General features: G+C 59.4%; 15 protein-coding genes and 1 pseudogene. 10 read left to right on the top strand and 6 right to left on the bottom strand.

Going from position 1 to position 18,498, the window contains the following annotated elements:
• Positions 1–758 precede the first annotated feature (758 nt).
• Both ABVS03_RS10900 and ABVS03_RS10895 read left to right on the top strand, forming a co-directional pair.
• Positions 759–1,403 carry a hypothetical protein gene (locus tag ABVS03_RS10900; RefSeq protein WP_368019129.1) on the top strand — a complete coding sequence of 215 codons (645 nt, stop codon included), beginning with the start codon at positions 759–761 and terminating at the stop codon, positions 1,401–1,403.
• 51 nt (positions 1,404–1,454) lie between these two features.
• Complete coding sequence (locus ABVS03_RS10895; RefSeq protein ID WP_368019128.1) at positions 1,455–1,577, top strand: hypothetical protein; 123 nt, start codon at positions 1,455–1,457, stop codon at positions 1,575–1,577.
• Positions 1,578–1,839: 262 nt separating this feature from the next.
• On the opposite strand, the gene gltX is transcribed toward ABVS03_RS10895, so the two are convergent.
• Genes gltX through ABVS03_RS10880 form a run of 3 tightly spaced genes read right to left on the bottom strand, consistent with a single transcriptional unit; the run spans position 1,840 to position 8,486 of the window.
• Positions 1,840–3,357, bottom strand: a complete 1,518-nt coding sequence (gltX, locus tag ABVS03_RS10890; protein WP_368019127.1) for a glutamate--tRNA ligase — start codon at positions 3,355–3,357, stop codon at positions 1,840–1,842.
• A gap of 43 nt (positions 3,358–3,400) precedes the next feature.
• Entirely contained in the window at positions 3,401–5,632 is a 2,232-nt protein-coding gene (locus ABVS03_RS10885) for a YhgE/Pip family protein (protein WP_368019126.1), read from the bottom strand.
• Positions 5,625–8,486: a YhgE/Pip family protein gene (locus tag ABVS03_RS10880; RefSeq protein WP_368019125.1), complete on the bottom strand. Its 2,862-nt coding sequence runs from the start codon at positions 8,484–8,486 to the stop codon at positions 5,625–5,627. Before ABVS03_RS10880 ends, ABVS03_RS10885 begins: the two co-directional genes overlap by 8 nt.
• 184 nt (positions 8,487–8,670) lie before the next feature.
• On the opposite strand from ABVS03_RS10880, the gene ABVS03_RS10875 reads away from it, so the two are divergent.
• Both ABVS03_RS10875 and metK read left to right on the top strand, forming a co-directional pair.
• Positions 8,671–9,426 carry a TetR/AcrR family transcriptional regulator gene (locus ABVS03_RS10875; protein ID WP_368019124.1) on the top strand — a complete coding sequence of 252 codons (756 nt, stop codon included), beginning with the start codon at positions 8,671–8,673 and terminating at the stop codon, positions 9,424–9,426.
• A gap of 293 nt (positions 9,427–9,719) precedes the next feature.
• The gene (gene metK / locus ABVS03_RS10870) at positions 9,720–10,970 is read left to right on the top strand and encodes a methionine adenosyltransferase (RefSeq protein WP_330971767.1); all 1,251 of its coding nucleotides are present in this window, start codon (positions 9,720–9,722) and stop codon (positions 10,968–10,970) included.
• Between the two features lie 103 nt (positions 10,971–11,073).
• On the opposite strand, the pseudogene ABVS03_RS10865 reads toward metK, so the two are convergent.
• Together ABVS03_RS10865 and ABVS03_RS10860 are read right to left on the bottom strand one after the other, a co-directional pair.
• A pseudogene (locus ABVS03_RS10865) lies at positions 11,074–11,346 on the bottom strand (Txe/YoeB family addiction module toxin).
• Positions 11,333–11,521 (bottom strand): type II toxin-antitoxin system antitoxin, RelB/DinJ family, encoded by a 189-nt coding sequence (locus ABVS03_RS10860; protein WP_330971766.1) that lies wholly within the window; start codon positions 11,519–11,521, stop codon positions 11,333–11,335. The pseudogene ABVS03_RS10865 and the gene ABVS03_RS10860 overlap by 14 nt, the downstream one beginning before the upstream one ends.
• A 169-nt stretch (positions 11,522–11,690) precedes the next feature.
• On the opposite strand from ABVS03_RS10860, the gene ABVS03_RS10855 reads away from it, so the two are divergent.
• The 5 genes from ABVS03_RS10855 to ABVS03_RS10835 all read left to right on the top strand — a co-directional run bounded on the left by ABVS03_RS10855 (position 11,691) and on the right by ABVS03_RS10835 (position 17,361).
• Positions 11,691–11,900, top strand: a complete 210-nt coding sequence (locus ABVS03_RS10855) for a hypothetical protein (RefSeq protein ID WP_368019123.1) — start codon at positions 11,691–11,693, stop codon at positions 11,898–11,900.
• Between the two features lie 105 nt (positions 11,901–12,005).
• Positions 12,006–14,339 carry a primosomal protein N' gene (priA, locus tag ABVS03_RS10850; protein ID WP_368019122.1) on the top strand — a complete coding sequence of 778 codons (2,334 nt, stop codon included), beginning with the start codon at positions 12,006–12,008 and terminating at the stop codon, positions 14,337–14,339.
• Positions 14,340–14,411: 72 nt separating this feature from the next.
• On the top strand, positions 14,412–14,978 hold the full coding sequence (gene def / locus ABVS03_RS10845; RefSeq protein WP_368019121.1) for a peptide deformylase: 567 nt from the start codon (positions 14,412–14,414) through the stop codon (positions 14,976–14,978).
• Positions 14,979–14,983: 5 nt separating this feature from the next.
• Positions 14,984–15,901 carry a methionyl-tRNA formyltransferase gene (gene fmt, locus ABVS03_RS10840; protein ID WP_368019120.1) on the top strand — a complete coding sequence of 306 codons (918 nt, stop codon included), beginning with the start codon at positions 14,984–14,986 and terminating at the stop codon, positions 15,899–15,901.
• On the top strand, positions 15,898–17,361 hold the full coding sequence (locus tag ABVS03_RS10835) for an RsmB/NOP family class I SAM-dependent RNA methyltransferase (RefSeq protein WP_368019119.1): 1,464 nt from the start codon (positions 15,898–15,900) through the stop codon (positions 17,359–17,361). Before fmt ends, ABVS03_RS10835 begins: the two co-directional genes overlap by 4 nt.
• A gap of 128 nt (positions 17,362–17,489) precedes the next feature.
• Here ABVS03_RS10835 and ABVS03_RS10830 read toward each other — a convergent pair whose 3' ends face one another.
• Positions 17,490–17,675 (bottom strand): zinc ribbon domain-containing protein, encoded by a 186-nt coding sequence (locus ABVS03_RS10830; protein ID WP_330971760.1) that lies wholly within the window; start codon positions 17,673–17,675, stop codon positions 17,490–17,492.
• A 143-nt stretch (positions 17,676–17,818) separates the two neighbouring features.
• Between ABVS03_RS10830 and ABVS03_RS10825 the strand changes: the two genes are divergently transcribed.
• The coding region (locus ABVS03_RS10825; protein WP_368019118.1) for a thiamine diphosphokinase at positions 17,819–18,498 on the top strand (680 nt) is incomplete at its 3' end.

The raw sequence follows: 18,498 nt of genomic DNA, 5'->3' as shown, positions 1-18,498 counted from the left end.
AGAGAGTATTTATTCCAAGTGGCAGCGGTTATCGCAGCATGTGTCGGTGGCATCTTTGCTTATCTAGGCGATGAGCCGAGTCGTATGAATTGTCTCTGGACCATGACCCTTTTTCTCGTCATCGCGTCTGCTCTAGATATTCTTGGCTGTATCTCAGGGCGGAAGGGTTAGGTTCTTCGGCATGTTGTGTGGGCGCAGATCCGGCATAGCGCCAGCTAGTAGTGCAGAAACGATGCAGATGTGGAAGAGGCGGCTCCGCTAGGGGCCGCCCTGCGCCGTCTTCCTCTAGATTTGACTTAGCGAAAGGTGCCCCGGACGTTATCAAAGACCTCTTATGGGAAGATTCTGTACTAGGTGCACAGGCTTGTGAAGATTGTTGTAGCTGTACCCGCCTCGAGGATATGTTGTAACTTTCAACAGATCCTCCGCAACGGCCTCGACGTAAAATGCGACCTCTATGCAACCGGTACCAGGCGCACCGGAGGCACTTCGGCTGTGCTACAGAAAGCTATGGGCGCGTGTTGCGCTGCCGTTCAGATATATAGAAGATACCGTCTGCCGTCATCTGTGACGGCTTCCAGAGCTTCCGGAAAAGATATCTTCAAAGCAAGATACATAATACGAATGGATACCATTATGAAATCAGAGCTTCATAATACAAGAAGGCCGCGTGATGCCATTTAGCTCGTGCGGCGTCACTACATGGCGCCGCCGTTCATATCGTCCGACTCCATGAAGCGCGATAGAGGATGGTCTTCATGAAAAAGAATTTGTTTTGGATAGTTCTTCTGATTGGGTTTGGCATTGTAGTCTGCGTATGTCCTGTCCGAGCGTTGGCGAGCCCTCAAGGCGAAATAGTTTCTCATGAGGAATATATATCAGCAATAGTGCAAGAGCTTGATAAGGATGGCGGTACGACAAGAGTCGTCTATGATGATAATTCATCACTCATCACTCAGGATATGCTCGAGGAGTCGTTGAATGAGATTCGCAAGGCTGCAGCTGAGCGGAGCTTTGCTGAAATGGAGTCTGCAACATCCCTATCGGTGCCCACAGAGCCATCCGTTCTTCGTCGTGCCCCGATGATTGTTACCCAGAACTTCGATTACACTGAAAACCAATACTTTGGCCCAGGTATGGCAGGGCTAACGCTTCGGGTGAATGGCACATATGATGCACAGTATGGCTCAACAATTTCCCTGAACTCTGTGACCTCATTTCATTCAGGTACATCAATCAATTATGCAGGCTGGACGCAGCTCGGTGCAAGTGGCTCACGCAGCTCAAAATCGTTCTTCGGCACGGCCAATGGCATAATGTCGTTCGCTTGGACCGAACCAAATACAGGTATACAGATTGAGCATAGTACCGAGCGTTCTATATCCCATACCTGGTATTTGTAGCAGTGTGACCTGCAGATCTGTTATACAGATGAGACATCTTGAGGAGAGGCCATGAACATCTATGCAGCAACAGTCATGTCGTTCGGAGTTATCAGCGGCATCGTCCAGCTTGTAGCAAATATCCTCATCATCATTGTCTGCATGCGCTGGCTGAAAGAACGGAAAAGCAAGTGAGGTCTGCGGCTATGCGGCTAGCATGCCCTGTCCGGATGTCCGCCCCAGTATGGCCAGCGAATTGGGCTGGAGATGCTGGTATCTGCCGCAGGTGGAACCGATGGAAAGAATCCAGGATGGAGCGGAAGCTTCCCGGAGAGGGCCTGCCTTGCTGGATGCATTGAAGTGTCTGGTCCTCTGATGCCCCTGCATGAAAAAGCCTCCCATTTCCGGATGAGGAAATGGGAGGCTATCTGGCGTGAATCTGGTATCGAAACTTTTTCTACTGGGCGAGCGGAAGTGCACGGTCGATGCGGGCAAGTGCCATGTCCTTGCCCATGAGCTCAAGGGACTCTCCAAGCGGAGGGGAGACCATGTTGCCGCAGACAGCGACGCGGAGGGCTCCGTAGAACTTGCGCTTGTTCGTGCCGAGCTGCTCGGGCAGAGGCTCGAGCGCAGCGTCGATATCATCGGCCTTCCAGGAGTCGAGGGCGGCAAGGGCTGCACGGGCACCCTCGAGGTAGGACTTCGTATCCGGCTTCGAGATGTTCTTCTGGACGCTTTTCTCGTCGAGCGGAAGATCTTCTCCCTCATAGAGGAAGCGGCTCTTCTCCACGACATCAGGCGTCACGGTCGTGCGCGGCTTCAGGATCGAGGCAAGCAGCTCATACCAGGCCTCGTCGTGAAGAGGCGTCTCCGGCTCGAGGCCTGCCTTCTGAAGCTCCGGCAGAAGCACGGTCTCTGCGAACTCCGCATCACTCATTGCCATAAGGTACGTCTGGTTGATGGAGTCGAGCTTCTTCGGGTCGAAGGTAGCGGGGTTCTTGCTCACATGCTCGAGCGAGAACGTCTTGGCAAGGACGTCCCTCGGCACGATCGTCGTCTCGCCGTCAGGAGACCAGCCCAGAAGCGCCAGATAGTTCACGAAGGCATCGGAGAGGTATCCCGCATCGCGGTACTCCTCGACCGACGTTGCGCCATGGCGCTTGGAGAGCTTCTTGCCGTCGGGACCCAGGATCATCGAGATATGGGCGAAGGTGGGAACCGGTGCTCCCAGGGCCTCGTAGACCATGATCTGGCGCGGCGTGTTCGACAGATGGTCGTCGCCCCTGATGACATGGGTGATGCCCATCATGGAGTCATCGACGACGGTCGCGAAGTTGTAGGTCGGCGTGCCATCGGAGCGGAAGATGATGAAGTCGTCGAGCTCCTTCGCATCGAACACGACATCTCCGTGCACGGCGTCGTGCACGACCACGTCTCCGCGGTCAAGAGGCACCTTGATGCGGATCGTGTGGGGCTCGCCGGCATTGACCCTGGCCTGTGCCTCTGCAGGGTCGATGTTCCTGCAGGTGCGCTGGTATCCCTGGAAGGGGTCCTTGCGCTCCTGTGCCTTGCGCTTGTCCTCTGCGAGCTTCTCGGGCGTGCAGAAGCAGTAGTAGGCGTTGCCGGACTTCACGAGATCCTCTGCAGCCTTGCGGTAGAGATCCATGCGGTCGGTCTGCTTGTAGGGGCCGAAGTCGCCGCCGACCTCGGGACCTTCGTCCCAGTCAAGCCCCAGCCACTTCATGGCGCGGAGGATGATCTGGGTGTTCTCCTCGGTGGAGCGGGTCGGATCGGTGTCGTCGATTCTCAGGATGAACGTGCCATGGTTGGCACGGGCGAATGCCCAGTTGAAGATTGCGGTGCGGGCGCCGCCGACATGGAGCTTGCCGGTGGGCGAGGGCGCGAAGCGCACACGGACGGGACGGTCTTGATCTGCCACAGAATTGCCTCTCGACAGGGGCCCGATTGGGCCCATATGTACATGGTTAGCGCATTCAGTATAGACGCTAGAGATGCGTCTACATCAACTTCGTGCTTTCGAGCTTCTCCTCGAGCCAGTGGTTGAGATGGATCACCGGGCGCCTCAGGATGAGGCCCAGGAGGAGGGCAGGGATGATGAAGCAGGCAAGGCGCAGCATGCAGAACCAGTAGTCGTTCTGGTAGATGCCGGCTATGCAGGCGCGCATCGCATCCTCACCGTGGACGAAGGGCAGGAACGGATAAAGCTTCTGGAAGACGCCCGGGAGCATCTCCTTCGGGAAGGTGCCACCCGAACCTGCAACCTGGATGACCATGAGGACAACGGCGATGGCCTTGCCGACGTCTCCGAACGAGGCCGTGAGTGCGTAGATGATGTTGATGAAGATGAAGGACTCGAGCCAGCCCGTAAGGAAGAAGAGCACGGGGTGCTGGCACTGCACGCCCAAAAACCACAGGTCGCCGGCAATGACAAGGGTCGACTGGAAGAAGCCGATGATCAGGAAGAAGATGATGCGGCCGATGTAGCAGTCGGTCGGACGGGCATGGATTTTCTTCAGGAACCGGTCGGAAGGCGCTGTCTTCACAAGGGCGCAGAGCACGACGCCGCCGATCCAGATGGCCAGGGTGGAATAGAACGGTGCCATGCCGGAGCCGTTGTTTGCAACGGCGAAGACGGCTGTGCGGTCCATGGAGACCGGTGTCGAGATGAAGCTCGCGAGGTCTTCGGTGTTGGCGGAAAGGATGGTCCTCAGCTGGTCGAGGTCGCCCGAATCGAGGGCATCCTGGATCTGCGTATGGATATCGCCGAGCTTGGCTGCTGCGCCGTCGAGCTGGTCTGCGGCATCGAGAAGCGAGCCCTGCACATCGCCCATGCTCTTGGAGGCGGTGGCTGCCGTGTCCTTGAGGGAGGAGCTCACATTGTCGAGCTGCGTCTTCATTGCGTCAGCCTTGGAGGCGGCATCCTGAAGCGAGCTGTTCATGTCCGAAAGCGACGAGCGCAGACCCTGCTCGTAGTCGGAGGAGATGTTTGTGATGCTCGTCTTCGCCTGGTCCACAAGACCGTCGAGCGTCGTTCTTGCGTCGGAGGCAGAAGACTGGGTGTTCTGGATATCGGAGATAGCCTTCGCAAGCCCGTCGTCGAGCTGCTTGGCATCATCCAGAGCCTGCTTGACCTTCGCGTTCAGACCCTCGATCTCGACTGTGTAGCTGTTCACAATCTCCCACTCGGAGCTGCCGATTTCGAACTGGTCGCGGTATTCCTTCGTGATCGCGTCGGTGCCATTCATCGAGTCATAGAGATCCTGTAGCTTTGCAACACGGGAATCGACTGTGCCCTTTGCCTGCGTAAGGGCATCGACAAGCTGGTCCGTGTGCCCAGCTGCGGCATCGAAGGCCTTATCGAGTGCGCTCTTCACATTGTCGAAGTCGGAGGCGGAGTTTGCGAACGAGTCGTTGATGGAAGACGTCGCTCCGTCGAGCGCATCGGAGAGGCTTTGGACACCGTCTGTGCCAGAGCGGAGCATGCCTGAAGCATCGAGTGCCGAGGAGAGGGTGCCCGAGCCATCGGAGTCGAGCTGGTCCAGAAGCTGGGAGGCTGAGCCTGAGATGGCAGCATAGGAGCGGAGGTTTCCGGATGTATCGCTCAGGCGCTTCTGCGTCTGTGCCAGGGCAGAATCGAGCTGCGTTGCCAGCGTCCGGACATCGTCCGAATTGAGGTAGTTTCCTACCTGGTCGAGGACGCCTGCAGCTGCGCTTGTGAGCGAGCTGGCAAATGACTGGTTGATGTCCTTCTGCACGGCAGCAGATGCCTTGTCCGTGACGATGGCGGCAATAGCGTTGGCCTTCTCGTTCTGGTAGAAGTAGACCTCCGGCTTGTCTGTGCTGTCGGCGAAGTAGGTGAGCATGCGCTCTGAGAAGTCGGCGGGGATGACGACAGCAGCATAGTAGGTGCCGCTCTTCACGCCTTCGACAGCCTCGTCCTCTGAGTCGACAATCGTGTAGCCGATGCTCTTCGAGGCTTTGAGCTCGCTTTCCGTGCGCTCGCCGAGATTCACATCGACGGGGATGAGATCGCTTGTGTAGCCTTCGTCGAGGTTCACGACGGCGACCTTGAGGTTGGCCGTGTTCTTGTAGGGGTCCCACGAACCCCAGATGTTGAACCAGGCATAGAAGCTGGGGATGACGATCATGCCGACGCAGACGACGAGGGAGATCACGTTCTTGAACACGTTATGCGCATCATAGGCTGCGACCTTCATGAACCTAGGCACGGCGATCATCTCCCTTCGTGTGCGAGGAGGGCAGGTGCATGGTGATGGTCTGCTCGACCTCGATTGGCCTTTCTGTGTTCTTGGCGGCATCTGCCTTCCTGGCTGCCTCTGCGCGTTCATGCACGAGCTTCCTGAGCTTCGCTCTCGGCATGATCAGCGTGCGGCCGCGCTCAAGGATGCTCGTCTTGTCCGTATCGTCTGCGACGCCGCGTTGGACATCGAGGCCATGCGTGCCGATGTTGCGGGAGAGCTTCAGGCTCTCGATCGGCGAGAACGTGAACATCTCCTGCTTCAGGTTGTCGTCGAGGAGCTGGTAGAGCTCTTCGCTTGACATGTTCGCGATGCGGGTCTTCTCGGAGACGCGGCTGTGCAGGTACTCGACGACGATGAGATAGGTGCACACGACGATGAGCGAGATGATCCAGCAGGTGATTGTAATCATGCGGAAGGGCAGGATGAACATGAGGGCCAGAAGGACGAGCGGCACCCAGAGCAGCGCGAGGAAGCCGCGCTTGATATAGGTTGGGTAGCGGAGCTCGAAGTTCGCGACACGCTCGCCGAAGACCTTGCGGTATTCCTTCGAGTTGCCGAGTGCCTTGATGATCGTGGAGAGGCGGAAGTGGACCTCGGGCAGGCCATCGCGCTCTGTGACCATGAGGTCGGTCTCGGCAAGCTTGCGGTCGAAGAGGGCGTTGATGTTGAGAAGGTGGCGCCTGAGACCCACGCCGATGACAAGGGAGGGGATGACATAGAGGAGAAGGATGAAGATGTCGTAGGCGAAGTATCCGTCGTAGAAGCCGGCTATGGCTTCGCGCATCGCATTGATGCCATACGTGAAGGGAAGCCAGGGGTTAAGGGCCTGGAAGAAGCCGGGCATCATCTGGATCGGGTAGGTGCCCGAAGAGCCTGGGATCTGCACGACGATGAGAAGGACGCCTATTGCCTTGCCGATGTGCTTGAAGGCGATCGAGAGCGCATAGATGATGCTGACATAGACGAAGGATTCGACGAGGCCTGCGAAGACGAAGGCAGCAGGCGAGAGGCACTGGATGCCGAGGCAGAGGTCTCCTATGCAGCAGCAGAGCGCCTGGACGATGCCGAGAAGGTTCAGCAGGAGCCAGCGGCCGAAGTAGCCCTGCCAGGGCTTGAAGTCACCGATCCCCTCATGGTCGACCTCGAGCTTGTAGATGGCAACGAGGACGAAGCCGCCGACCCAGAGCGCGAGGTTCGTATAGAACGGCGTGACGCCGGATCCGTAGTTCATGACGGGGTAGATGGACTTGTCGACGATGTTCACAGGGGAGCCGAGATAGTCGCCGAGGCTTTCCGGGTCGATGTCCATGAGCTTCGAGAGCTGCTCCACGATATCGGCGGAGGCGATCGTGTCGATGTCTCCCGCAAGGACGCCGAGGTCGCTCTTGGCCGTGGCGACAGAGTCCTTCGTGCTGTCGAGGACCGAGGTCGTCTGGTCAAGCGTCGTCTCGAGCTGCTGGAGCTGGGCGGTTGTCTGGTCGACAATCGGCGTCACGGCGTCGAGCGTCGAGGCAAGCTGGTTGCCGACATCGGAGAACGAGTCGAGCGCAGAGTCGAGTGCCGGCATGGTCTGGGACTGAAGGTCTGAGTCGAGGTTCTGGAGCCCTGTCGCGGAATCCTGGATGGCGGTGTTCACGGATGAGGAGAGGTCCGTTGCAATCACCGTGTCGTTCTTGATGGAGTCGGAGAGGTCCTGGAGCTTCTGGATGCGGGCGGTCTGGTCGTCGACGAGCGTCTGGAGCTTGTCGATTTGGGCATCGAGCTTTGCGAGGACCTGGTCCCTGATGTCTGAGGTCACGCTGTCAGGAAGCGAGAGCGCTGCAATCCTGTCGCGGATGGACTTCACGCGGTTCAGCACGGACTGCGTCTGGGTGTTTGCATCCTCGAGGACAGAGAGCGCGTTGTCGACCTTGCCCTGCGCACGCTCGATACCGGCTGCGGCATCGGCGATGGAGACATTCGCATTCGTCGAGAGGGAAGAGATCGTGCCGGCACCATTCAAGAGCGAGTTTCCGAGCTGCTGGTTCAAGGTGCGGGCCTGAGAGCGGGTATTGGTCAGGGTGCCGAGTGCAGATCTCAGAGACGTGGCGGCATCGGCTGCTCCCGAGTCGGCGTCTGCGAGCATGGAGACGGCAGAGTCGAGCGCATCCTTCGAGGTGCCGATCGTCGTCTGGGCATCTGTCAGGTCCTGGTCGAGCCCGTCAAGAAGCCCCTGCGCATCGCGGACGTCCTGCGCGACGGTATGGGAGCCGTCGACGACCGTATCCTTCGCTTTGCCTGCGGCATCAGCGATCTTCTCTCCGACGACCTTGCCGACCGTCTCGACGAAGGTCGCATCGATCTGGGTCTCGATCGTCGAGGCGCCGGTATCGGTCACCTTCGGGGCGACCGCATTGGCCTTCTCGTTTGCGTAGTACTGGATGTGCGCCTTGTCGGTCTTTCCGTCAAGGACACCTGCGAGCGTGCTCGTGAAGTCTGAAGGGATGACGATGGCAGCATAGTAGGTGCCGGACTTCACGCCGTCCATTGCTGTGTCCTCATCGACGAACTTCCAGCCGAGCTGGGTGTTCTCGCTGAGCTCGTCCACGACCATATCTCCTGCATCGATGTAGCCCATGCCGGAGATGTCGGCGCCGGCATCCTCATTGACGATAGCGATTGCAATGTCGCTCGTGTTCTTGTAGGGATCCCAGTTGGCGATGATGTTGAACCATGCATAGAGCGAAGGCAGCACGCAGACACCGAGCGCCACGATGACGGCAGCAGGGTTATGAATGAGCCGTTTGAGATCACGAAAGAAGATAGCGAAAACGGTCTTCAAGAGGGCCTCCAGTGATTTCGGTACCTCACTTGCAGGAAAGATTCAAAAATGTACACGCTACACTATTGCACAAAAGCGCCTGTTCCTATCACCCTTTTTGAAATACGGTCAAAAATATCTGTCTATGGTGCTACACTTTACGCAAATTGCATGCCCGCCTAAGCGGGAAGAAAGGACCTTACGAATGGCAGAAGCAGGCGAACAGTCGAAGCATGATGCAGTATCTGCTACGGCTACAGCAGCGATAGAGGTCCACGAAGCGATCCAGAAGAAGCTGCAGTCACAGAAGAAGCAGCTGAAGACCGCAGGCTCGCGCATGAAGACACGCAAGAGCACCAGGACACGCCAACGCATCATCGATGCCGCCAAGGAGATCATCGACGAGAAGGGCACGACGAACTTCCAGATGAGCGAAGTCGCCACGCGCTGCAACATGTCGAAGGGCGCCCTCTACTATTACTTCAAGGACCGCTCGCAGATCGTCTCCATCGTGAACGAAGAGATCGGCCAGGGCATCATCTCCGCTGTTGAAGACATCAGCTCGCATGAATCGTCTGCCGTCGATGCGCTGCAGGACATCTGCGAGTCCTTCGCAATTGCGCTCTCCGGCAACCGTGCAGGCTTCGGAGCGCTTTTGGGCGAGTTCATGCACCGTGGCTATGACTCTGTCAACGGCCTGGATAATCGGTACGGCAAGCTTGCAGCGCTGACCGAATCTCTGATCGAGCGTGGCAAGAAGGAAGGGGCGGTCGATCCCGAGGTCAATACATCGCTTGTCGCGAACAGCCTGATCGGCATGTTCATGTTCGCCGCCGCTTCCTATCTTGGCCAGGAGGATCTCATGGATACATCTGAGCTCTCGAGCCAGCTCATGGGCATCGTGCTCGAAGGCATCGGCACCAAGCAGGGGGTCCAGAGCGCCTGTCAGGATCTTTGCTGAAATTTTTTGAATTTCATTCAAAAAAGACCGCTCTGACTATTTACAGCACTGCGAAAGTGGCATATCGTACGTGCCAGCTCGTCAAGAGGCATTCGAAAGGATGCACAGAGCCGAGGGACCGAGCCCTATGACGCTCCGGCAACCCGCCCGCAAGGGAAGGGTGCCAATTCTCGGCAGGCTCAAAGGCCTGGAAGACGGGGGCATACGTGTCTTGTGCACAGAGTCCCTGGGTAAGGTACAGGGGCTCTGTTTTTTATGAGCGCCTGTGCGAAGACGTTCAGAGAAGGTTGGTTATGTCTCACAAGAACTACCTCTTCACCTCGGAATCAGTGACCGAGGGCCATCCTGACAAGATGTGCGACCAGATTTCCGACGCAATCGTCGATGCCATCTTCGCGAAGGAGGCAAAGCTCCAGGAGCAGGGCTACGTCGACTCCGACGGCCAGGCTGCCAATGTCGACAACGTCCGCTGCGCCATCGAGACCTTCACGACGACCGGCACCATCGTCGTCATGGGCGAGGTCCGCACCGAGGCCTACGTCGACGTGCAGAAGATTGTCCGCGACACGGTAGCCAAGATCGGCTATACGCGCGCCAAGTATGGCTTTGACGCCGAGACCTGCGGTGTCATGAACCTCATCCACTCCCAGTCGCCCGATATCGCCCAGGGCGTCGACGGCACGTTCGCACGCGCCAATGACCAGGACGAGATCGACAAGATTGGTGCTGGCGACCAGGGCATGATGTTCGGCTACGCCTCTGACGAGACCGACGTGCTCATGCCGATGCCAATCTACCTTGCACAGCGTCTCGCAGAGAAGCTTGCCGAGGTCAGGAAGGCCGGCTCCCTCACGTATCTGCGCCCGGATGGCAAGACGCAGGTGACCGTGCGCTACGAGGACGACAAGCCGGTCGAGGTCACGGCCATCGTCGTCTCCACGCAGCATGCCGCTGACGTGAAGCTCGCCCAGGTCCGCGAGGATATGATCGAGTTCGTGATTCGCCCGGTCCTCGACGAGGTCGGCATCAAGTGGCAATCCGCCAAGATCTATGTGAATCCGACCGGACGCTTCGTTGTCGGAGGCCCGATGGGCGACACCGGCCTGACCGGCCGCAAGATCATCGTCGACACCTACGGCGGCATGGGCCGTCACGGCGGCGGCGCCTTCTCTGGCAAGGACCCCACCAAGGTCGACCGTTCTGCTGCCTACGCTGCACGCTGGGTTGCCAAGAACATCGTCGCTGCGGGCCTTGCCCACAAGTGCGAGATCCAGCTTGCCTACGCTATCGGCGTTCCCCAGCCGCTCTCCATCATGGTCGATACCTTCGGTACCGGCTCTGTGGACGATGAGGTGCTCGCACGCGCTGTCGAGAAGGTCTTCGACCTTCGTCCCGGCGCCATCATCCGCGACCTCAAGCTCCGTCGTCCGATCTACCAGAAGACCGCAGCCTATGGCCACTTCGGCCGCAAGGACCCGGACTTCACGTGGGAAGCAACGAACCGCACAGACGAGCTCAAGGCAGCCGTTGCAGAGCTTGCATAGCATCATCTGATATCTGTCAGGGCGAAGGAGCCAGGGGAGCGCATCCCCTGGCTCCTTTCTTATGACGCGCATCCAGCCGTGTGCCTTTTGCTGTTCCAGCTATTCAGCGATCGCCGTAATGTGACTGATATTGAGCGATTTCAAGGTCTATGCCAACGATTCGATATACAAGCCGGTTCTTGCTGTCAATACGGCGAGACCACCATCAAGGGGGATCTCCACGCAGCTGCTCTGGCTTGCCGATCCCTTGTGCACATCCGTTTCGTTCAATGTCCTTGACAAGGGCATTGATGCGCTTCAGCGTCTTCTTGTCCTGCGTTTCCCAGGCAACGTAGTCTTCACAAGCCTCTGGTGCCCAGACCTTATTCAGCTTCATCGGGCTCCTTCAGGTCATGCGGATGACCGCGGCCAGCATCGAGCGATGCAATGGAGGCCCTGAGATGGGCCATGTTCTCATCCGAATAGAACGGGTCTACAGATACTTCGAAGGGTATGCGGTGCTCCCGTGCAACCTTCTTTGCATAGATCACGAATGCTGTCGTCATGCTCATGCCAAGCTCTCGGAAGGGAACCTTCCTGGCAAAGTGCATCGATTGTCTGCGGGGCGAAGAAGCCAGGAGAGCGGAGTGCATCCTCTGGCTCCCTCTTCGCTGAGATAAGATGGAGCACAAAAGGGCCATCTAGCCTATACGGTACGATGCCTTGAAGGGGGAGATATCCATGAGCCTTGCGGTTGCATGGGTGGGCTATGCGCTCGTGGCTGCCATCATCATCGGTATCGTTCTTGCAATCATCGGCAAGGCCAAGAGGCCGCATCGTCCCGTGCCGCGAGCGTCCGGAAAGGACCCGGAAGCAGATGAGACGCTCCGGCAGATGATGCTCGACGATATCGCTGCGCATCAGGAAGGGCCAGACGGCGGGAAGAGCTAGCCTTGCAGAATGTGCTGGCTCCATGTTCCGGCGTGCTGCAAGATTGCCTGCTATGAGACAATGAGGCTGAGATGCGCCGGAGACGTTTGAAAGGCAGATATATCCATGTGGTTTGCTGATGTAGCACTCGATATCCCGACAAGGGCGCTCGATGGCTGCTTCAGCTATGCCGTGCCGCCTGAGGTTGCGGCCTCCTTCGGAGAAGATCCCGATGCAGTGAGATCGGGCCTTGTCGGGATGACCGTCCTCGTCCCGTTCTCGGGCAGGAAGGCCATAGGCTACATCCTGGGTGCCTCTGAAGAACCGCCGCGTGGCCTTGATGCCGGCAAGCTCAAGATGTTCGAGCAGGTGCTGGCGCCTTCTGCCTTCGATGAGGTGTCGGCGGGGCTCATCCGCTGGATCAAGGAGGGCTATGCCTCGACCCTGGCCGATGCGGTGCATCCGTTCCTGGCACCGGGACAGGCCGTGCGCGTCAGGAAGAACGATCAGACGGGCCATTGGGAGCTTGTCCAGCATGCTGCAGGGCCGCGCGATGTGCGCTGGGCAGAGCTTGCACCGGATGCCGCCGCCTTCGTGCCGCGTGCCAACGCCTCGAAGCAGAAAGGGGTCCTGAAAGCCCTCTCTGAAGGTCCCTGCCGTGTCGCCGAGCTCGAGGCGCTCCTGCCGGGAGCCTCTTCTGCCATCCGCACGCTTGCCTCAAAAGGTGTTGTCCGCATCTTCCAGGAGCGTGAGCTCAGAGAGCTTGAGGAGACGACGCTCTCCTCTGCCTCGGCCAAGCGGCCCGAGCATCTGACAGAAGGGCAGAAGAAAGCCCTTTCTGTCATCGCAGCAGCTCAGGCCAAAGGTGCAGGAGATGTTGTCCTCATCGACGGCGTCACAGGTTCGGGCAAGACCGAGGTCTATCTCGAGGCCATCGAGAAGACGCTCGCAGAGGGGCATTCTGCCATCGTCCTTGTGCCTGAGATCTCGCTCACGGCACAGACCGTGGGACGCTTCCGTTCCCGCTTTGGCGACAAGGTGGCAGTCCTCCATTCGCGGCTCTCGCAGGGAGAGCGATACGACCAGTGGGACCTTGCCCGGAAAGGGATTGCACAGGTCGTTGTCGGTGCCCGCTCAGCGCTCTTCGCCCCAGTCCATGATCTGGGCCTTCTCATCATCGACGAGGAGCACGAGGCTTCCTACAAGCAGGATTCGGCTCCGCGCTACCATGCCCGCGAGGTCGCCGCAGAGCTTGCAAAGAGAAGGGGAGCGGCGCTCGTCCTGGGCTCTGCCACACCTTCGCTCGAGAGCCTGTGGCGCTGCCGGGAAGGAAGCTTCCGCGGAGCCCAATGGACAAGGGTCGAGATGCCGGAGCGCCCGGGCACAGCAGAGCTTCCGGCTGTCCAGATCGTCGATATGGCAAGCCAGTTCTCGCACGGAAACAAGTCGATCTTCTCTGAGCCTCTCCAGGAGGCGCTCGATCAGGTCGCAGAGAAGAAGCAGAAGGCAGTCCTTCTTCTGAATCGCCGCGGCTTTGCGAACTTCCTCATGTGCCGCGAGTGCGGCTGTGTGCCGGAGTGTCCGCACTGCGCGACGGCGCTTACCTACCACGAGCGGACGCATTCGCTCATGTGCCACAGCTGCGGCAGGAGCTGGCCCATCAAGGCCTATCCCGACCCGACAACGCGCTGCCCGAACTGCGGATCGCGCTATCTTGCACAGTTCGGTGTCGGGACGCAGCGTGTCGAAGACGAGCTCAGAGCGCTTCTTCCGGACAATGTCACCGTCGTGCGGATGGATGCCGACACGACGAAGGCCAAAGGAGCGCATGAGGCGCTCCTGGAGGAGTTCGACAATGCGGAATGTGCCGTGCTTGTGGGAACCCAGATGATTGCAAAGGGGCTGGACTTCCCCGAGGTCACCCTCGCTGCTGTCATCAATGCGGATACGACCCTGAAGCTGCCGGACTTCCGTGCAGCCGAGCGCACCTACGACCTTCTTGAGCAGGTGGCAGGACGTGCTGGCAGAGGCGAGGATCCAGGAAAGGTCATCATCCAGACCTACTGGGCAACGCATCCTGCCATCGAGGCAGTGCGTACCCACGACAAGGAGACTTTTGTCGAGTGCGAGCTCGAGGCACGTTCCGAGGCCCACTATCCGCCATTCTCAAGGCTCTCGAACATCGTGCTCTGGGGCAAGGATGCCCGCCAGGTGCGCGAGCTCAGCATCGAGTGCGCCGAAGCGGTGAGGAAGAAGATCGGATCTCAATCGGGCTGGGAGGTGCTTGGCCCTGCCGACTGCGTGAAGGCAAAGGTCGAGGACCGCTTCCGCCGCCATGTGCTCGTGAAGTCGCCGGTCGAGGCAGATGCCGGAAGGCTTCTCGCAGATGCCGTTGCCAGCTTGCGGAAACCGCATGGAGTCAGCCTTGCTATCGATATCGATGCCTACGACCTCATCTGAGAGCTGGGTACTATAGAGGATTGTAAAGACAAGCCAGAGCAGCAGCTGCTGCTCCCGACCATAAGGAGAATCATGGCTAGCAAGAAGCAAGAGGAGCTGCTTGAAGATATCGTGCTCTCGCCCGACCCAAGGCTCGAGGAGGAGTGCGCACCGCTCACGGAAGAGGAGATCGTGAGCCCTGAGACGAAGAAGCTTGCCGAGCGCATGCTCGACGACATGTACGCTGCAGATGGCTGCGGCCTTGCCGGTCCCCAGATCGGCGTCATGAAGCAGATCGTCGTGATCGATGTCGACTATGTCGGCAAGAAGAGGAACCCCTACGTCCTTCTCAATCCCAAGGTCATCACGGCCGATGGCCCGATGAGGAGCTACAGCGAAGGATGCCTCTCCTTCCCGGGCATCTCGGTCGATGTGGAGCGTCCGTCCCATGTGATCGTCCATGCCTACAACCTCGACGGCGAGCTCATGCAGTACGAGGCAGAAGGAGACCTTCTTGCCGTGTGCCTGCAGCATGAGATTGACCATGTCCACGGCATCACGATGGTCGATCATCTCTCGCCGATGAAGAAGGTCAAGGCCCTTCGTGCCTACAACGAGGCACTGGCCAATGGCGCCCGTCCGGGCGATGTGGCGGAGTGATCGGCATGCGCATCATCTTCATGGGCACCCCCGATTTCGCGGTGCCATCGCTTGCGGCCCTCGATGAGGCGTTCGACGTCGTCGAGGTCGTGACAAGGCCTGATGCTGTGCGCTCGCGCGGCAAGAAGCTGGAGCCCTCTGCTGTGAAGGCAGAGGCTGCACAGCTCGGCCTCCCGGTCCTTGAGGCCAAGCGGATGACAGAAGAGACCATTGAGCACTTCAGGTCCCTTTCCCCTGACATCATCGTCGTCGCTGCCTTCGGCTGCATCCTGCCGGATGCAGTGCTCACGCTTGCACCTCTCGGATGCATCAATGTACATGCATCGCTCTTGCCGCGCTGGCGTGGCGCCGCCCCGATCCAGCGTGCGATCCTCGCAGGAGATGAGCGTGCCGGCATCTCGATCATGAAGCTCGTGCACGACCTCGATGCAGGCGACTATTGCCGCCAGGCATCCGTGCCCGTGGGCACGATGGGCGACATGGAGCTCACGCAGGCCCTTGGCGAGCTTGGCGCGAGAGAGCTCGTGCCTGCCCTCAAGGAGATCGAAGCGGGGACTGCTCAGTGGACGAAGCAGGACGAGAGCCTTGTGACGTTCGCCCCGAAGGTCACGAAGGCAGAGATGCGTCTCGATCCGGCAGACTCTGCTGCCCAGAACCTCCATCGCGTCCAGGCCTCGAGCGATGCAGCGCCGGCACGTCTCACGGTGTCCGGCAAGGGTCTGCGCATCATGAAGGCAGAGCCGGCAGATGCTCCTGTGGCTCAGGGCAAGGTGGAGCTTGCCGGCGGCAAGGTGCTCTTCGGCTGCGCCGAGGGTGCCTTTGCAGCGCTCTCCGTGAAGCCTGATGGCAAGCGCGAGATGGAGGCCTCTGCCTGGGCACGTGGCCAGCATGCAGATGAGCTCACCTGGGAGCATCTCTCGTGACAGGCAGGAAGACGAAGCTCTCTCGTGCCCGTGCAGCAGCGCTCTCGCTTGTCTCTGAGCAGAGGAGGCGCTCTGCACGCCTGCGCGACCTCATGCGCACCTCTCCTGTGCTCGAGAAGCTCTCGCCTGAGGACCGGGCGCTCGCTTCGAGGCTGGCGCTTGGCTGCGTCCAGACAAGAGGTGCGCTCGATGCTGCCATCTCTTCGCATCTCTCCCGCAAAGGGCATCTCGAGCCCAAGGTGAAAGATGCCCTGGCGCTTTCTGCCTTCGAGCTCCTGTTCATGAAGACGCCGGCTGCCGTTGCCGTGAGCCAGGGCGTCGAGCTTGTGCGCTCCCAGAGCCCCAAGGCAGCAGGGCTTGCCAATGCGGTCCTCCACCGCATCCTCGAAGAGGATGTGCCGGCCTGCCATGAAGCGCAGACAAAGCTTGCGGATGCACCGGAGGCGGCAAAGGCAGAAGATCTGGCATGTGCCACAGGCCAGCCTGTATGGCTCTGCGAAAGGATCGCTTCCTCTCTTGGCATGCCTCAGGCCATCTTGGCGCTTTCCTCTCTCGCGGAGCCGGCACCGGTCTATGTAGCCGCAAATCTCGGCGTGACCGATGCCTCTGCGCTTGAGCGGAAGCTCACGGAGGCAGGCCTTGCCCCGGAGGCACGGGGCCTGCCAGGCGCTTTCGAGCTCAGGCACCCGCAGAAGCTCTTCGCTTCGGGCCTTGTCGGTGCGGTCTCAGCCGTGCCGGCAGATCTTTCCGCCCAGGAGGTTGCGCTCATCGCGGCGCCGCGTCCAGGCGAGAGCATGCTCGAGATCGGACAGGGAAGGGGCACGAAGACGCTCCTTCTGCTCTCGGCGCAGAAGATGCTGGCAGAACGCGAGGGCGTGAAGGCAGACAAGACGCGCTACGTCGCGCTCGATTCCGAGGAGTTCAAGACGAAGCTTGCCCAAGAACGCCTTGCCAAGGGCGGCTGGGATGGACGCGCGAGCTGTATCGCGTTCGATGGGACAAAACTCGGCGAGGAAAGGAATCTCCCGCAGGAGCTGTCCGGAACATTCGACGCGGTCTTCGTCGATGTACCGTGCTCAGGCACCGGTACCCTCCGCCGCCATCCCGAGATCTCCTGGTCGCTCGAGCCTTCAGCTGTTGATGCGGAGGGTGCAGAAGGGCTGCCGCAGCTCCAGCTCGCGCTTCTTGCGGCTGCGGCAGCCAAGGTCGCGCCCCACGGCAGGCTCGTCTATGCGACCTGCTCGGTGCTCCGCGAAGAGGACGAGGATATCGTCTCGCGCTTCCTCAGCTGCGAAGCAGGTGCGGGCTTTGCGGTCGAGGATGTGCGCAAGGCACCGGCATTGGTGCTCTGGCCTGAAGCGCAGGATGCGCTTCCTGTCACCGACGAGGGCTTCTTCCGATCGAGCCCTCTGCTCGGAGGGCCCGACGGGCACTTCTGCTGCGTCCTCAGGAGGAAGTAGCAAAGAGCAAGGAATCAGACAGATATGCCTCCCGCATCCAGCAATGGAAGCGGGAGGCATAAACATATTGAGGCAAAGAAAAAGCACGGCATCTGCCGTGCTCCATCTTTATCTATGACAGGATCGAACTACTTCTTGTCTCTCTGGTCGGTGTTGTAGAAGCCTGAGCCTTTGAAGTTGATGCCGTACGGCTCGAAGACCTGCTGTGCCTCATGGCCGCACTTCGGGCAGCTTACCTTCGGATGGGCGGACATGGGATGCTCCACCTCAAACGTTGTGCCGCATGCCGGACATTTATAATCATAGCGAGCCATCTGTATGCCTCCGTCGTATTCAGATATAGGATGCAGGATGTACCTGCACACGAGCCAGCAGGATTAACTGTACCCAATAGCTGGCATTTGTGCCACCAAGACACGTAATGCCCAAGACTGGACGGATGGCGGGAAGGATACGCGTGAAGGCATTGATCGTCGGAGGGTCACCCGAACCCTCGAGCACAGAGCTTGTAGCAGAGCTTGCTCATGAAGCAGACTATGTGATTGCAGCAGATAAAGGCGCAGAGATGCTCTGCGCAACAGGCATTGCGCCCGACCTCTTCTGCGGCGACGAGGATTCTGTCGGCAAGGGGGCGCTCGAGACGATGCGGAGCCTGCCTCTGCCTGAGAAGCGCTATCCCTGGATGAAGGATGACACGGACTTCGGCCTTGCGGTGAAGCTTGCACGGCAGGAAGCAGGAGAGCGCGAAGAGCCGCTCGACCTTGTCTGTACCTGCGTCTCGGGAGGGCGTCCTGACCATGCGCTCGGCGTCTTCGGTGTCATGGCAGAATCTGCAGAGCCCATCTCGCAGGCCGGTGGCTCGCTCGTGCTTCATGAGGACAGGTTCGTGTGCCGCATGCTTGTGGCAGGCACGTCCTGGAAGCTTGGGGCCGAGGCCAAGGGCCATACGTTCTCGGCACTCTCTCTCGCAGCGCGCTCTGTCGTGACCGAGCGCGGCATGCTCTGGTGCCCCGACCACTCGGTGCTTGGCATCCTCGACGACCGTGGCGTCTCGAACCAGATCACGGAAGACGTGTCAGAGATTGTCTGCCATGAGGGAACGGTCGCTGCGTTCCTGCTTCAGGAGCTTGGACACAC

The sequence above is a fragment of the Olsenella sp. AGMB03486 genome (assembly GCF_040884255.1).
In the GTDB taxonomy this organism is placed as follows: Bacteria; Actinomycetota; Coriobacteriia; order Coriobacteriales; family Atopobiaceae; genus Olsenella_L; species Olsenella_L kribbiana.
Note: the sequence above shows the minus strand (reverse complement) of the source record. Positions and strands in the feature narration are given on the sequence as shown.

Bases quoted from the DNA above. Each gene is read 5' to 3' on its own strand.
- ABVS03_RS10855 (WP_368019123.1), top strand. From the start codon at position 11,691: ATGAGCCTTGCGGTTGCATGGGTGGGCTATGCGCTCGTGGCTGCCATC.
- priA (WP_368019122.1), top strand. From the start codon at position 12,006: ATGTGGTTTGCTGATGTAGCACTCGATATCCCGACAAGGGCGCTCGAT.
- fmt (WP_368019120.1), top strand. From the start codon at position 14,984: ATGCGCATCATCTTCATGGGCACCCCCGATTTCGCGGTGCCATCGCTT.
- ABVS03_RS10900 (WP_368019129.1), top strand. From the start codon at position 759: ATGAAAAAGAATTTGTTTTGGATAGTTCTTCTGATTGGGTTTGGCATT.
- metK (WP_330971767.1), top strand. From the start codon at position 9,720: ATGTCTCACAAGAACTACCTCTTCACCTCGGAATCAGTGACCGAGGGC.
- ABVS03_RS10860 (WP_330971766.1), bottom strand. From the start codon at position 11,521: ATGAGCATGACGACAGCATTCGTGATCTATGCAAAGAAGGTTGCACGG.
- def (WP_368019121.1), top strand. From the start codon at position 14,412: ATGGCTAGCAAGAAGCAAGAGGAGCTGCTTGAAGATATCGTGCTCTCG.
- gltX (WP_368019127.1), bottom strand. From the start codon at position 3,357: ATGGGCCCAATCGGGCCCCTGTCGAGAGGCAATTCTGTGGCAGATCAA.
- ABVS03_RS10875 (WP_368019124.1), top strand. From the start codon at position 8,671: ATGGCAGAAGCAGGCGAACAGTCGAAGCATGATGCAGTATCTGCTACG.
- ABVS03_RS10895 (WP_368019128.1), top strand. From the start codon at position 1,455: ATGAACATCTATGCAGCAACAGTCATGTCGTTCGGAGTTATCAGCGGC.
- ABVS03_RS10830 (WP_330971760.1), bottom strand. From the start codon at position 17,675: ATGGCTCGCTATGATTATAAATGTCCGGCATGCGGCACAACGTTTGAG.